This is a genomic window from Ruegeria sp. AL11, from assembly GCF_056540865.1.
This window is the reverse complement of record NZ_JBQFXO010000012.1, coordinates 75170-88722: the sequence shown is the minus strand read 5'-3', so window position 1 is coordinate 88722 and position 13553 is coordinate 75170. Positions and strand designations below refer to the sequence as shown.

The 13553-nt window shown below is 61.6% G+C and carries 12 protein-coding genes; 3 read left to right on the top strand and 9 right to left on the bottom strand.

Annotated features, from left to right (window positions below):
- Position 1: 1 nt before the first annotated feature.
- Both ACR0IP_RS19150 and ACR0IP_RS19145 read right to left on the bottom strand, forming a co-directional pair.
- Positions 2-1048, bottom strand: coding sequence for an MBL fold metallo-hydrolase (locus ACR0IP_RS19150; protein ID WP_480527453.1), 1047 nt, complete (start codon positions 1046-1048; stop codon positions 2-4).
- Positions 1048-2751 carry an acyl-CoA dehydrogenase gene (locus ACR0IP_RS19145; protein WP_170691568.1) on the bottom strand — a complete coding sequence of 568 codons (1704 nt, stop codon included), beginning with the start codon at positions 2749-2751 and terminating at the stop codon, positions 1048-1050. Before ACR0IP_RS19145 ends, ACR0IP_RS19150 begins: the two co-directional genes overlap by 1 nt.
- Before the next feature lie 129 nt (positions 2752-2880).
- Between ACR0IP_RS19145 and ACR0IP_RS19140 the strand changes: the two genes are divergently transcribed.
- Complete coding sequence (locus tag ACR0IP_RS19140) at positions 2881-3828, top strand: L-threonylcarbamoyladenylate synthase (protein WP_480527326.1); 948 nt, start codon at positions 2881-2883, stop codon at positions 3826-3828.
- Here the strand turns inward: ACR0IP_RS19140 and ACR0IP_RS19135 are convergent, their stop codons facing one another.
- A complete protein-coding gene (locus ACR0IP_RS19135) occupies positions 3829-4383 on the bottom strand; it encodes a YqgE/AlgH family protein (RefSeq protein WP_170379089.1) in 555 nt (184 codons plus the stop codon). It abuts the gene before it with no gap.
- Positions 4384-4531: 148 nt separating this feature from the next.
- Here ACR0IP_RS19135 and ACR0IP_RS19130 point away from each other — a divergent pair, with 148 nt between their 5' ends.
- The gene (locus tag ACR0IP_RS19130) at positions 4532-5341 is read left to right on the top strand and encodes a protein-disulfide reductase DsbD domain-containing protein (protein ID WP_480527323.1); all 810 of its coding nucleotides are present in this window, start codon (positions 4532-4534) and stop codon (positions 5339-5341) included.
- A 4-nt stretch (positions 5342-5345) separates the two neighbouring features.
- Positions 5346-5765, top strand: a complete 420-nt coding sequence (locus ACR0IP_RS19125; protein ID WP_480527321.1) for an NUDIX hydrolase — start codon at positions 5346-5348, stop codon at positions 5763-5765.
- Here ACR0IP_RS19125 and ACR0IP_RS19120 read toward each other — a convergent pair.
- From ACR0IP_RS19120 to ACR0IP_RS19095, 6 genes are all read right to left on the bottom strand, one after another.
- Positions 5762-9163 (bottom strand): efflux RND transporter permease subunit, encoded by a 3402-nt coding sequence (locus ACR0IP_RS19120; protein WP_480527319.1) that lies wholly within the window; start codon positions 9161-9163, stop codon positions 5762-5764. The genes ACR0IP_RS19125 and ACR0IP_RS19120 overlap by 4 nt on opposite strands.
- A 5-nt stretch (positions 9164-9168) precedes the next feature.
- Positions 9169-10617: an efflux RND transporter periplasmic adaptor subunit gene (locus tag ACR0IP_RS19115; protein WP_480527317.1), complete on the bottom strand. Its 1449-nt coding sequence runs from the start codon at positions 10615-10617 to the stop codon at positions 9169-9171.
- Between the two features lie 107 nt (positions 10618-10724).
- The gene (gene moaB / locus ACR0IP_RS19110) at positions 10725-11267 is read right to left on the bottom strand and encodes a molybdenum cofactor biosynthesis protein B (RefSeq protein WP_480527315.1); all 543 of its coding nucleotides are present in this window, start codon (positions 11265-11267) and stop codon (positions 10725-10727) included.
- A gap of 6 nt (positions 11268-11273) precedes the next feature.
- Positions 11274-11894: a LysE family translocator gene (locus ACR0IP_RS19105; protein WP_480527313.1), complete on the bottom strand. Its 621-nt coding sequence runs from the start codon at positions 11892-11894 to the stop codon at positions 11274-11276.
- Entirely contained in the window at positions 11891-12490 is a 600-nt protein-coding gene (locus tag ACR0IP_RS19100) for a metallophosphoesterase family protein (RefSeq protein ID WP_480527311.1), read from the bottom strand. The genes ACR0IP_RS19105 and ACR0IP_RS19100 overlap by 4 nt, the downstream gene beginning before the upstream one ends.
- Positions 12490-13254, bottom strand: coding sequence for a uracil-DNA glycosylase (locus ACR0IP_RS19095; protein WP_170379104.1), 765 nt, complete (start codon positions 13252-13254; stop codon positions 12490-12492). Before ACR0IP_RS19095 ends, ACR0IP_RS19100 begins: the two co-directional genes overlap by 1 nt.
- Between the last annotated feature and the right edge of the window lie 299 nt (positions 13255-13553).

Sequence of the window (13553 nt, the reverse complement as noted above, 5' to 3'; positions counted from 1 at the left end):
ATCACCCTTTGCGCTGAAACGTCCACGCCCCGTCCGCGCGTCGCGTCCGGGTAACAGCTCCAGTGTGATGAAGATGATTCATATGTGCAACCGCTTCAACCAGCGCCAGCCCATATTCGCCTTCGCGAATGGTACGCTTGAAGAGCGGCGCAAAGCACTCGGCGGCTGCTTTGGGTTGGTCGAGATAGGCCAGCAGACGCTCCAACGCGCCGTGGTGGTTCTCGATCAGCTGACGCATACGCAACGGCAACCCGGTGAAAGGCAGTTTGTGGCCCCCCAGAACAAGATGATCCGGGCGGGCCAGCTTTTGCAGCCGCTCGCAGGCCTCGATCCAGTCCGAGACCGGATCGGCCATAGGTTCGGTCGCATAAACCCCCAGATTGGGACTGATCGAGCTGAGGATCTGATCGCCGCTCAGCACCAGATGATCGTCACGGCTCCAGAGTGTTACATGTTCGGGCGCGTGACCGTTGCCCATATGCACGTCCCAGTCGCGCCCACCGATGCGGATCACGTCACCCTGTTTGACCCGCGTGAAGCCGAGGGGCATGGGGTAGACCGTATCGGCAAAGTTGAACGGACGGTCGGCCTTGCGCTTCTCCAGAAAGGCAGGGTCCATCCCGGCGCTTTGGTAGAAATCCAGCGTCTCCTGCGGCCAGTTCTCCTGCACGTCCAGCGTGAGCATCCGCGAAAACAGCCATGCGGTGCGGCTGGTCACTAGCTCGACCTCATGTTCGGCCTGAAACCAGCCTGCATTGCCCACGTGGTCGGGATGGTGATGGGTGACAACAGCGCGCCGAATGGGCTTTCCGGCCAGAGGGCCCGACATCAACTCAGCCCAGATGCGGCGGGTCTTGTTCGAGGACATCCCGGTATCAATCACCGTCCACCCGTCGCCGTCATCCAGCGCGTAGATATTCACATGGTCCAGCGCCATCGGCAGCGGCAGGCGCATCCACAACACGCCCTCGGCAATCTCGATGGCTTCACCGGCGGCGGGCGGCTCGGGCCAAGGGTATCGGATGCCCGATGGCTCCACGCCGTCCATCACGCGCCCAGATCCTCGGCGCTGAGGGCAAAGAGGTCATCCGCCCCGTTCTGCGCCTGCGCCAGCAGACCGAGATATTCGGGCAGCAAGGCATTGATGTAGTAGCGCGCCAGTCGCGCCCGCGGGCCATCCGGATCGGCAAGGGCTGCGGCCAGATGGTAGTGCCCGCCCAAAACCCGCGCAAAGGCGCGCAGGTAGGCCGCGGCACCCGCAAAGCGCGCATTCATATTGTCCTGCGCCACCATCCACTCGGTCGCTTCGCGCAGAGATTCCGTGGCCTCCCACACCGGACCGGCGAGATCGGGCATCTTGGAGCGGGCCTCTTCGGCGTGATCTTCGATCTCATCGAGCAAGCTGGCAGCAGCGTCTCCACCGTCCATCATCTTGCGGGCGACCAAATCCATTGCTTGGATGCCGTTGGTTCCCTCATAAATCGCGGTCACGCGGACATCGCGGTAGTACTGGGTTGCCCCTGTTTCTTCGACGAAGCCCATGCCGCCATGAACCTGTACACCAGTCTCGGCGACGCGCATCCCGGTCTGAGTGCCAAAAGCCTTGCCAATCGGGGTCAGCAGAGCAGCCCGCGCGGCCCAGTCGGCATCTCCGGTCGCGTGCGCCATATCAATCGCTGCGGCATTCGCCAGCATGATCGCCCGCGCCGCAAATACATCCGCCCGCATTTCGGCCAGCATCCGGCGCACATCCGCGTGGTCGATGATCGTGCCCGAGGGCGTCTTGCCCTGCTTCCGCTCCATCGCATAGGCCAGCGCGTGCTGATACGCGCCCTCGGCGACGCCGACACCCTCACCACCGACACCCAGACGTGCGTTGTTCATCATGGTGAACATGGCCGCCATACCGCCATGCTCCTGCCCGATCAGCCAACCCGTGGCCCCGTCATACTGCATGACACAGGTCGGAGAGCCATGGAGACCCAACTTGTGTTCCAGCGACACGACGCTTAGGTCGTTGGCCGCGCCGGGGTTGCCCTGTGCGTCCGGCAAGTATTTCGGCACGAGAAACAGCGAAATCCCCTTGGTGCCCGGAACCGCGTCGGGCAGACGGGCCAGAACCAGATGGCAGATATTCTCGCAGAAATCGTTGTCGCCCCAGGAGATATAGATCTTCTGCCCGGTGACCGCATAGGTACCGTCCCCTTTGGGTTCTGCTCGCGTCGTCAACGCACCAACATCCGATCCGGCCTGCGGCTCGGTCAGGTTCATCGTGCCTGAATAGGCGCCCGACATCAGCTTGGGCAGGTACAGCGCCTTGAGCTCGTCACTGGCATGCGCCTCAAGCGCTTCGATCTGACCCTGCGACATCAAGGGGGCCACCTGCAGCGACAGGCAGGCCGCGCTCATCATCTCATTGACCGCCGACGTGACGGCCATCGGCAGACCCATGCCGCCATAGTCGGGGCTACCGCTCATCCCGATCCAGCCGCCTTCGGCGATGGCTTTCCAACCGTCCGAGTATCCGGGTGAGGTGCGCACGACGCCATTTTCCAAACGCGCCGGTTCCAGATCACCGGGGCGTTGCAGCGGAGCAAGAACCTCTTCGCACATCTTGCCCGCTTCCGTAAGGATCGCGCTGACCACATCCGGGGTTGCGTCAGCGAATCTCTCGGTGGCCGTGATCTGATCCAGACCCACCACATGGCGGAACAGGAATTCATAGTCAGAAACTGGGGCGCGGTATGGCATGGCTTCCCTTGCGGTCTGTCGGCACGGCCGCACTTGGAATCTGCGATCAGCGCCGGTATGCATCTTTGCGTATTGGGATTACCTACTCTTCCCCATGTTGCAAGCAACCAAAACGCGGCGTCACCAGATATGATCCCCACCACTCTTGAGCTAACAGCCGACCCCGAAGGTATTGCCCGGGCCGCTGATCTGTTGCGTCAGGGCCTGCTGGTCGCCTTCCCGACCGAGACGGTCTATGGCCTGGGAGGTGATGCTAGAGACGGTGAGGCCGTGGCCGGGATTTACGAGGCCAAGGGTCGGCCCAGTTTCAATCCGCTGATCGCCCATGTCGCCTCGGTTGAGGCGGCGCAGCGGTTTGTGCAGTGGTCGGATCAGGCCGAGCGTTTGGCGAATGCGTTCTGGCCCGGTCCGCTGACCTTGGTTCTGCCGCTGAAGCCGGGGCACGGTGTGTCATCGCTGGTTACTGCAGGGTTGGATACTTTGGCCGTTCGCGTGCCTGCGCATCTTACGGCGCGCGCTTTGCTGGCGGCAGTTGACGGGCCGGTTGCGGCGCCATCGGCCAATCCCTCGGGTCAGATTAGCCCAACGACGGCAGCACATGTTCATGCGGGCTTAGGTGGTCGGATCGCCGCCGTTCTGGATGACGGCCCCTGCGGTGTCGGGTTGGAATCCACCATCGTCGGACTGGCCGGAGAGCCCAGCCTGCTGCGCCCCGGAGGCGTCGCGTTGGAACAGATCGAGACCGTCTTGAACACCCGTCTTCACCTGCACAAAGCGGGAGATATGCTGACCGCTCCGGGGCAGTTGCAGTCGCACTACGCGCCAGATGCACCGGTCAGGTTGAATGCCGAAACCGTGCAAGGGGATGAGGTTTTGTTGGGGTTCGGCCCGATCGCCTGTGACATGAACCTGTCTGAAACAAGCAATCTGACCGAGGCTGCGGCCAATCTGTTCGCCGCGCTACACAGCCTGAATGAAACCGGGCGTCCGATCGCCGTCTCACCGATCCCCGATCATGGGCTGGGGGCTGCGATCAATGACCGTCTACGCCGCGCCGCCGCGCCGCGCGACAGTTAGCTAGGCACGGCCTGCGCTGGCCGATAGGGTCAGCGGGTCGACACCCAGCGTAGCCAGGGCCTTTTCCCATTTGTCGTCATCGGGCACATCGAACACCAACTCCGAGGATGCATCCGCCGTCAGCCAGCCATTCATCGCGATCTCATCCTCTAGTTGACCGGGGCCCCAGCCGGAATAGCCCAGCGTCAGCATCGCGTTCAGCGGGCCACGCCCAGCGGCCATATCCTCCAGCACATCCAGCGTGGCCGTCATGCTGAAGTCATCCGAAATCTGCATCGAATGCAGGTTCGCATCGTAGTCGGAGCTATGCAGAACAAAGCCACGCGACATCTCGACCGGGCCTCCAAAATGCACCAGACGCTCGCCTATGATAGGAATGCGACACGGGATGTTGAGCTGCCCCAGCAGGGTTTTGAACCGCAGATCAGAGGGTTTGTTGATGATCAACCCCATCGCCCCATCGTCGCCGTAGCTGCAGATATACACCACCGAGTGGTCGAAGCGCGGATCGCCCATCCCCGGCATCGCAATCAACAGTTTTCCGGTCAGGTCCATGCGAGGTTTCTCTTGCTCGTTACCCCTAAACAATGAACCTGCGGCACTGGTATTGGCAAGGGAGCAAAGCTGATTTCAGCAGATTTCACACAGGTGACCCGAACGTGACTTGGATTTCAGGTCCGCACGGCGCATGTAATGGGGTATGATGACTCGCATGAAATCTTCGGTTGCCCTTCTGCTCGCCTGTCTGGGCCTGTCCGCACCCGCCTCGGCGCAGGGTTTGGACGGGGTTGTTGCGCTTGATGTTCTGGATGGCGGGCGCACGGCCAATGGGACCTATCTGGGCGCGCTGCGCCTGACCCTGAAAGAGGGGTGGAAGACCTATTGGCGCGCGCCAGGCGACGCCGGGATCCCGCCGCAATTCGATTGGAGCGGGTCCGGAAACGTGGGCGACGTGCGTATCACCTGGCCCGCGCCCGAGATTTTTGACCAGAACGGCCTGAAATCCATCGGCTACGAGGATCAACTGGTGCTGCCGGTCGAGATTACGCCAAAGAACCCCGCCAAACCTGTGCGCCTGCGTGGTGAGATGGATCTGGGGGTCTGCAAGGACGTGTGCATCCCGCAGCGTCTGGATTTCGACCACAAGGTTGACGCCAATGCCGGGCGCAACCCCGCAATTGCAGCCGCTTTGGCGCAACGCCCCTACTCGGCCCGCGAAGCCCGAGTGGCCAAGGCCAGCTGCCATCTGACCCCGACCTCGGACGGGATGCAGATCGAGGCGCGGGTGACCATGCCTTCGGCCGGAGGGCAAGAGGTTACGGTGATTGAGCCAGGGAACCCGGTCCTTTGGGCCTCGCAACCCGAAACACAGCGGCAGGGCGGCACTCTGATTGCCCGGTCCGAGGTGATCAGCGCCTCGGGCGCACCCTTTGCGTTGGACCGGTCCGAGATCCGGATCACGGTTCTCGGCGCCAACCACGCGGTGGACATTCAGGGATGCTCTGCAGGCTGACCCTATGACCCAATCCCCCAAGATCGGTGCGCTGGCTGTTGTCCTGCATCAGGAAAACGTTCTGCTGGTGCAACGCAGCAAAGAACCGGACCGGGGTTTGTGGGGGTTTCCCGGCGGCCATGTGGAATGGGGTGAAACCGTCCTTCAGGCCGCAGAACGGGAATTGCTTGAGGAAACATCGGTCACGGCCGAACCGCTGCACTATCTGGACAATCTAGACCTGCTGCGGAGGGATACGGATGGGCAGGTCCTGTCGCACTATTTGCTGGTCGGGGTGGCCTGTCGGTACCAATCGGGCACGCCTTTGGCAGGGGATGACGCGCTGGACGCGCAATGGTTTCCCATCGAACAGATACTCAAAGGCGACCTGCCGATGAGCAACCGTGTGGCAAGCCTGTTGCAGCTTGCGCTAAAGGCAGGCTAGGCCCCGGCCCGGCTTTTGAACCGGGCATAGAACATCCCGGACAGCAGCACGCTCAGGATCACGATGGGGATCGCTCCGGCCACAAACGCCCCCAACCCCATGCGCAGAATCTCGGGGGCCTCTGCGCCTCCGTACAGACCAACCAATGGGTCTAAAGGCGCACCTGAGACCATTGGCCAGACCAGCGTCACGCCGAACCAGAGCAACAGCGCCCCAGCCGTAGCGCCAAGGGCGGCCTGCACCACGCGGTCTCGCGCATAGATCGCCCGACGCATCGCGGTCATCGGACGCGCGAAATCGTTCAGGATCGCCAGTAGCGCTGGCACCAAAACCAGCACCAGAACCATTCCGAAACCCAGCCCATAGACCAGCGTGATCACTGTCGGCTTGAGGAATTGCGCCTGTTGCGAACCTTCATACAGCAGCGGCGTCAGACCCAGCACCGTCGTCAGCGTGGTCAGCATCACAGGCCGCAACCGGTCGGCAGTACCTTCGATTATTGAGGGCACCAACCCCCTCTCCTGCTGGTAGCCATCAATAGTGGTCACCAGCACAATCGAGTCGTTGACGATAATGCCCGTCATGCCCAGAAGTCCGACAACGGTGAACATGCTCAGCGGCACGTCCCAGATGTAATGCCCCCAGATCGCGCCCACCAATCCGAACGGGATGATCGACATCACCACCAGAGGTCGTGACCAGCTGGCGAACACCCAGGCCAGAACAAGATAAATGCCGGTTAGGCACAGGATCAGGCCGGTGCGCGCCTCGGACAGGAACTCGTCCTCTTGTTCGCTCAGGCCAGCCATACGCCAGTCGACCTGATATTCGCCCGCAATGCGCGGTAGGATCTCTTCGTTCATGGCACGACCGATTTCGGCAGCGCGGGCGGGGTCATCCTCGGAGATATCGCCATTCACCGAAATAACCCGCAACCCGTTCTCGCGCCGGACGGTCGAAAAGCCTGATTTACGCTCGACCGAGACGATGTCTGCCAGCGGGACATAGACACCGTCCGGCGTGCGCATCAAGGTGCGTTCAAGGAAATCGGCGGTCAACTCACCCTCGGGCAGTTCCACGCGGATCTCGGCGCTGCGGGGGCCATCGGGGAAGGTCGCAGCCTCGATCCCGTTTAACCGATTGCGCAGCACGCGGCCCAGCGTTTCGATGCGGAAACCCAGCGCCTGACCCTGTGCTGTCAGGTCGAGGATGTACTCCTCTTTGTCATAGGCCAGATTGTCCTCAAGCGCCGAGACCTCTGGGTATTTTGACAGTTCGGTCTGCAAATCCTCGGAGGCGGCTTTCAGTGTATCTACATCCGCGCCGTAGAACTGCACGTCAATCGCGTCCCCTCCGGGACCCGAGCGCCAACCCCGGAAGCTCAGCAGCTCAACCTTGGGATGGCGGGGGACGAAATCCTGAAGCTCACCAACAAATTCGAAGCTGGAATAGGGGCGCAGGTCGGCGTCGATAAGCTCGATCGAAATACCACCCAGAAGGTCGTCATCCTTGCCCTCGGCGGCGGACAAACCGAACCCTGCGCTGCCACCAACCTCTGCCAGAACATATTCCAGAGGATTGCGCCCGTGGCGCTCCTCGTAGATCTGGCCCAGCTCTTCGGTGGCGCGCTGCAATTCGCGCATCATGGCGATAGTGTCCGAACGCGTTGCACCTTCTGCCATGATGAAATTGCCGGTGACCGAGCCGCGCTCGGGCGCGTTGAAAAACCGCCAGTTCACATCGCCGCGAATGAACAGGGCAGCCTGGGTCGCCAGGATCACCAGCATCAATGCAACCACGACATAGCGCGCCCAGATAACCCAGCCGATAAACGGCCGAAACAGCGTGTCCCGCACCCAGCGGAAGCCCCGGTTCACCACTCGGTTGGGCAGGTCGTACCAATGCTCCTTGGCGGAATGCGCAATGGCGTGGGACATATGGTTGGGCAGGATCAGGAAGCATTCGATAAGTGAGGCCGCCAGCACCGCGATCACCGTAAAGGGAATATCACGGATCAATTCTCCGAACCGGCCACCCACGAGGGTCAGGCCGAAAAAGGCGATCACGGTGGTGATTGTGGCGGCAAAGACCGGCATGGCCATGCGGCGGGCGGCGCGTTCGGCGGCCACGATGGGCGACTCCCCCAATCGGCGAGCTCGAAAATCGGCGTGTTCACCCACAACAATGGCGTCATCCACGACGATCCCCAGCGTGATGATCAAACCGAACAGAGACACCATGTTCAGCGACAAACCACCGATATACATCAGCGCAATCGCCGCCGACATCGCAACCGGAATGCCCGCTGCAACCCAGAACGCAATGCGCGCGTTCAGGAACAGGAACAGCAGACACACGACAAGGCCAAGGCCGACCAACCCATTGTCAATCAAAATATCCAGACGGTCGGTGATGGCCTGCGCGCGGGTACGGATCATCTCGACCGAGACACCTTCGGGCAGGCTGGCCTGCATCTCGGTCACCACATCCTCGACCGTGTGCTGGATCGCGATGGCATCCCCCAGATTGGACCTGTCCACCCGAACCGACATAGCCGGGTTGTCACCGACAAAGTAGCTGCGGTTGCGATTGACCCCTTCCACCCGGATCTGCGCAACATCGCCGACAAACAGCTTCGATCCGTCTGCAAAGGTCCGCAGAGCGATGGTTTCGATCTCTTCCGGTGTGCGCTTTTCCGCGCCGGTCCGGATGCGTGCGTTGGCGCCCGTCACATCCCCGGCAGGGCTGGCATTGACCTCGGCCGAGATGGCCGAGGCGATGTCGGCCAAAGCCACATCATTGGCAATCAACTGCGCGGTCGGCACCTCAACCACCACACGCGGGGCGGCGAGACCGCGGATCGTGGTACGGGTCACGCCAGCGGCAAACAGGCGGTTGATCAGCTCATCGGTAAACTTGGCCAGTTGGTCCGGATCAACCGGGCCGGTGACGACCACATCTGTCACCCGATCACGCCAGGCCCCACGCCGGATCGTAGGTTCTTCGGCATCTTCGGGCAGATTGGTGACGCTGTCGACGGCGGTGCGCACCTCCTCAACGGCGCGGGACATGTCCCAGTTCGGCTCGAACTCCAGCCGGATACTGGCAGAGCCTTCGCGAGAGGTCGCCGTGGTGCTTGCCACACCTTCGACCGCCAGCAATTCGGGTTCGAGCAGTTGGACGATGCCATTGTCGACATCTTCCGGACCAGCCCCTTCCCATTCGACATTCACGTCGACCCGTTCCAGAACCACATCCGGAAAGAATTGGGCTCGCATATTCGGGATAGCCGCCGCGCCCAGAACCAGCATCACCAGCAACAACAGGTTGGCCACGGTTCTGTGCCGGGTGAAATAGCTCAGGATACCACCGGCAGCGCTAGGGATGTCGCGCATCATGGCGCTTAGCCCCCGGCCAGGTTTTCAATGCGACGCACCAGCGAGACCGGAACCTTCGCCTCTTCCAACTGGCCGAGCATGCGTGTTTTCTCGGCCTCAGGCATATCCTTTCTCGCCTCGACATGAGTGATCAGTTCGGCCCGTTTCGCATCGGTCAATTCAACCAGATCAGGATCGGCACTGGCCTCGGGACGCAGGGGGCGCACGCGAACCCCAGACCCCAGCAGAGGCGTGCGGCCTATCACGACCTCGCGCCCTTCCAGCCCTTCGCCACGCAACAGAACCTCATCGCCCTGACGGCGGATCAGTCGCACAGGCAGGACTTCCAGACGATCATCCGCACCCAGAACCAGAACGGTTCCAGCTGCGTCCAGAACTGAAGACGGAAGGCGTGCGACCTCTTCCAAGGGCTGTTCCTGCACCGTCACGGTCACGAAATCACCGGGCTTGAACCCCGAGGCATCGTCGAGCCGGGCATAGATCAGACGCCCGGTTTGCCCCTCACCTGCCGAGCCGCTGTCACGGCTGATCCGGCCCCTCGCGGTCAGGTCGGCCCCTGTGACCTCGAGCGAGATAGTGAAAGGGGCGTTGATCAGCGCTCCGTCTTTGTCCAGCAAACGCACGAATTGCGCGGTTGAAACGCGGAAGGCCACCTCCAATGCGTTGGGGTCCACCAGTTCGGCCAGCTTCTCATTTGCTGAAACCAAACGCCCTTCGACCAGCGTGACATCTGTCAGCGTGCCTCCAAACCTTGCGCGGATAGTCATGTCCTCCAAGTCACGCTCTGCCGCTTCCTGCGCGATCCGTGCGCGGGCCAGCAGGGTCGTAGCCTGATCCACCCGCGATTCCGCCTGCGCAAGGGCAATGCGGCGCGCCAGAACCGATTGTTGTGCGGCGGCGGCGATCAATTCGGCCTCTTCCACACTGGCAGGTGCCCCCACACCGCGGGATTCAAGATCGCGCTGACGCTGCAGGGCCCTTTCACGCAGCTCAGCCTGCGCCTCAGCTGATTTCAATTCATCCTGCGCCAGCAGCAATGACCGTTCAGCATCACGTTCTTCAAACTGAGCATCCAGAACGTCCGACTTGGCACGATCCAGAGCCGATTGCGCATCCGCCGGATCAAGCTCGACCAAAACCTCACCTGTGGTGACGGTGCCGCCATCCACGAAATCATCAGCCAATGCGATCACGCGGCCGCCCAGTGCCGCGCGCAACTCCAGACGGCGGCGGCTTTGCACCTCGCCGAAGGCTTCGAGATTGGGCGTGACGGTTTCGAATACAGCCGGACGGACGGTCACCGCAAAGACCCGCTCGCGCGCTTTGGGTTGCTCATTCTCGCGGATCAGGACCTCTTGCACGGCGCCTGTGACGATCTGAACGGCGACAAACAGCAATGCCAGCGTCAGCGACGCCAGAAACACACCGACCAGACTCTGCCTTAAAAAACGCATCTACTATTCATCCCGGTTGCAAATGGGCTGCCCTGCGGAAAATGTAGCGGAGGCACGAAATATGCCAAGCCACAAAGCGGTTATAAGGTGTTGAACGTGCGACCAGTCTACTTCCGTCGCAGATGTTCGTCCAATCTGGGCAATATTTCCACGAAATTGCAGGGTCGGTGGCGATAGTCGAGCTGTTTCTCGAGGATACCGTCCCAAGCGTCCTTGCAGGCCCCGGGGCTGCCCGGAAGTGCAAAAAGGTAGGTTCCGCCCGCCACGCCACCCGTGGCGCGCGACTGCACCGCTGAGGTTCCGATCTTCTCCATCGAAATGATGGTGAAAACGGTCCCGAAGGCGTCGATTTCTTTCTCGTAGACGTCGCGATGCGCCTCGACCGTCACGTCCCGCCCGGTCAGCCCGGTGCCACCCGTCGAGATCACCACGTCGATTCCGGTATCCGCAACCCAGGCGCGCAGTTGATCGGCGATCTGGGCGCGCTCGTCCCGGATGATCTTGCGATCTGCAACCACATGCCCCGCCTTTTCGATGCGGTCCACCAATGTCTGGCCCGAGCGATCCTCATCAACCGAGCGCGTATCCGAGACGGTCAGAACCGCGATGCGGATGGGAATAAACTCAATCGTTTCGTCGATACGTGACATGAGGCGTCAAGCCCTTTCCATAATAGAAAGCCGCAGCGCGAGCGCGGTGAAAATCCCGCCCGTCACCCATCCCATAATGCGCGAGGCGCGTGGATTTCCGATCAGCAACCGGCCGGCACCGCCAGCGAACACGCCAACCAATCCGTTCACGACAAAACCACCCAATGCGATGATCGCGCCAAAGATCATGAATTGCCCTAGGATCGAGCCCGCCGCGGGATCAACAAATTGAGGGATAAAGGCCAGAACGAACAGAATGATCTTGGGGTTTGTCAGGTTGACCACCATCCCGTCTCGGAACGCCATGCGCGTCGGCCTTGCTGGCCCTTCGGTCGAGACCGCTCCGTTGCGGATTGCGCCCCAGGCCAGATACAGCAGATAAGCAACACCCATCCAGCGGATGACATCAAACAGCCATGGCATCGAATTGACCAAGGCTCCAAGGCCCAGCCCTGCCAGCAGGACATGCACCATCAAACCCAGCGATATCCCGGCGCTTGCCACCAGCGCCGGACGGGGTCCGGATTTCAGGCCCTGCCCGAAGCAGAACATCATATCCGCGCCGGGTGTGAGATTCAGCAACATCGCGGCAGGGACAAAGGCCAGCAGAGTAACGGTTTCGATCATATCGCAACCTCAAACCAATTTGTTCTGGGGCCAAGATTGGCGATTTCTGAACGACCCAATGACCCGCGATAGCCCCAGCTATCGTGGATATGCCCACAAAAGACCAGTTCCGGTTGCAGGCGTTCCACCGCATCGCGCACGGCGACCGATCCGACGGACATCCCTTGCGACGTAGTATCGCCAAACCCTTTGGGCGGAGAGTGAACAACCAGCACATCCGTCCCATCGCAACGGTCCAGCATCTCTGCAGCTTCGGCCTCGCTCAGGTCACAGGACCAGTCGCCAAACGGCGTGACCGGCACACCGTAGCCCAAGCCAAAGAGGCGCAGCCCGTCGACCGTCATCCCTGTTCCGTGCAGCACATGGACCCCCTCGGGGGCCGCGTCCGTCAACTCAGCCGCGCTTTCGGCATTGCCGGGGACAAGGACCAGCGGCGCCGCAATGTCCGAGAGCATCTGCATCGCTTCATCCAGCCCCTGCCGCATGTTGCAATAGTCTCCGGCCCCGATCACCAAATGCGCATCGGCGCTGGCCGCCACCAGATCGGCCGCCCGGTTGCGTGCCATATGAAGATCCGAGAACGCAAGTATACGCATCACCCGGCCCCCAGTCGCGCTTTCAGCTCAAGCAGATCCGCCCAAGCCTGTCTTTTCATCTGCGGTTGTCGCAGTAGGTAGGCGGGGTGGAACATCGGGATGACGGGCAGGTCCAGCGCCTGATCCCAATTCCCGCGCAAGCGTGTGATGCCGCGTTTGCCCAAAACCGCCTGACAGCTGATATTGCCCATCACCACAAGCACCTCGGGCTTGGCCAGCGCCACGTGACGCTCCAGAAACGGCTTCATCATGCCAATCTCTTCGGGTTTAGGGTCGCGGTTCTGCGGTGGGCGCCAGGGCAGCACATTGGTAATGTAGACATCCTGCGCGCGGTCCAGATCAATTGCCGCCAACATACGGTCCAATAGCTGGCCGGCCCGACCAACAAAGGGTTTGCCTTCGCGATCCTCATCCCGACCCGGAGCCTCGCCAATGATCATCACCCGCGCACCCGGAGTGCCATCGGCAAAGACCAACTGGCGCGCGCCGCGCTTCAGCTCACAATGATCGAACGCCTCCATCGCCGCGCGCAGCTGGTCCAGAGACCCGGCACCTTGGGCGGCAGCTTTGGCAATCGCAACCGGATCAATCTGTTTGGGCTTGTCCGGCGCGGCTTGAGGGGTTGCGGGCTTCTTCGTCTTGGGCGTCGTATCCGGCAAGGCATAGCGGTCTACCGGCGCGTCCCCGATCGCCTCGGTCGCGCCCAGTTCGATCTGCCATTCCAGCAGCGCCTTTGCAGTGTGATAGTCCAAGCCCGATTCCATGCCCCTCAATCTAACCAGCTTTTGCCTGAGGGAAAGCGAATAGACCTTGCCACGGCACCGGGACAGACCGACCATGCGGGCGTCATGCTGTCTTTTCTGCGATTCCTTCTGGTTGCTCTAGTGCTTGCCCTAGGCGGCGAGCCCGCCTCGGCCCAGTTGCTTGGCGGGGCGGATCAATGCCGGGCGGGTCAGTTCGCCTGCGGCAGCCGCTGCTGCTCGGGCGGACAGAGGTGCAGCTTTGATGGTCACTGCATTCCCTTGGGCGGAACCTATTGCGGCGGCGGGCGCAGCTGTGGAGC

What these genes read in the sequence shown, in the direction of transcription:
- ACR0IP_RS19135 (WP_170379089.1), bottom strand. Translation starts at nt 4,383, where the DNA reads ATGGACCTGACCGGAAAACTGTTGATTGCGATGCCGGGGATGGGCGAT.
- ACR0IP_RS19125 (WP_480527321.1), top strand. Translation starts at nt 5,346, where the DNA reads ATGACCCAATCCCCCAAGATCGGTGCGCTGGCTGTTGTCCTGCATCAG.
- ACR0IP_RS19140 (WP_480527326.1), top strand. Translation starts at nt 2,881, where the DNA reads ATGATCCCCACCACTCTTGAGCTAACAGCCGACCCCGAAGGTATTGCC.
- ACR0IP_RS19105 (WP_480527313.1), bottom strand. Translation starts at nt 11,894, where the DNA reads ATGATCGAAACCGTTACTCTGCTGGCCTTTGTCCCTGCCGCGATGTTG.
- ACR0IP_RS19115 (WP_480527317.1), bottom strand. Translation starts at nt 10,617, where the DNA reads ATGCGTTTTTTAAGGCAGAGTCTGGTCGGTGTGTTTCTGGCGTCGCTG.
- ACR0IP_RS19095 (WP_170379104.1), bottom strand. Translation starts at nt 13,254, where the DNA reads ATGGAATCGGGCTTGGACTATCACACTGCAAAGGCGCTGCTGGAATGG.
- ACR0IP_RS19150 (WP_480527453.1), bottom strand. Translation starts at nt 1,048, where the DNA reads ATGGACGGCGTGGAGCCATCGGGCATCCGATACCCTTGGCCCGAGCCG.
- ACR0IP_RS19100 (WP_480527311.1), bottom strand. Translation starts at nt 12,490, where the DNA reads ATGCGTATACTTGCGTTCTCGGATCTTCATATGGCACGCAACCGGGCG.
- moaB (WP_480527315.1), bottom strand. Translation starts at nt 11,267, where the DNA reads ATGTCACGTATCGACGAAACGATTGAGTTTATTCCCATCCGCATCGCG.
- ACR0IP_RS19145 (WP_170691568.1), bottom strand. Translation starts at nt 2,751, where the DNA reads ATGCCATACCGCGCCCCAGTTTCTGACTATGAATTCCTGTTCCGCCAT.
- ACR0IP_RS19130 (WP_480527323.1), top strand. Translation starts at nt 4,532, where the DNA reads ATGACTCGCATGAAATCTTCGGTTGCCCTTCTGCTCGCCTGTCTGGGC.
- ACR0IP_RS19120 (WP_480527319.1), bottom strand. Translation starts at nt 9,163, where the DNA reads ATGATGCGCGACATCCCTAGCGCTGCCGGTGGTATCCTGAGCTATTTC.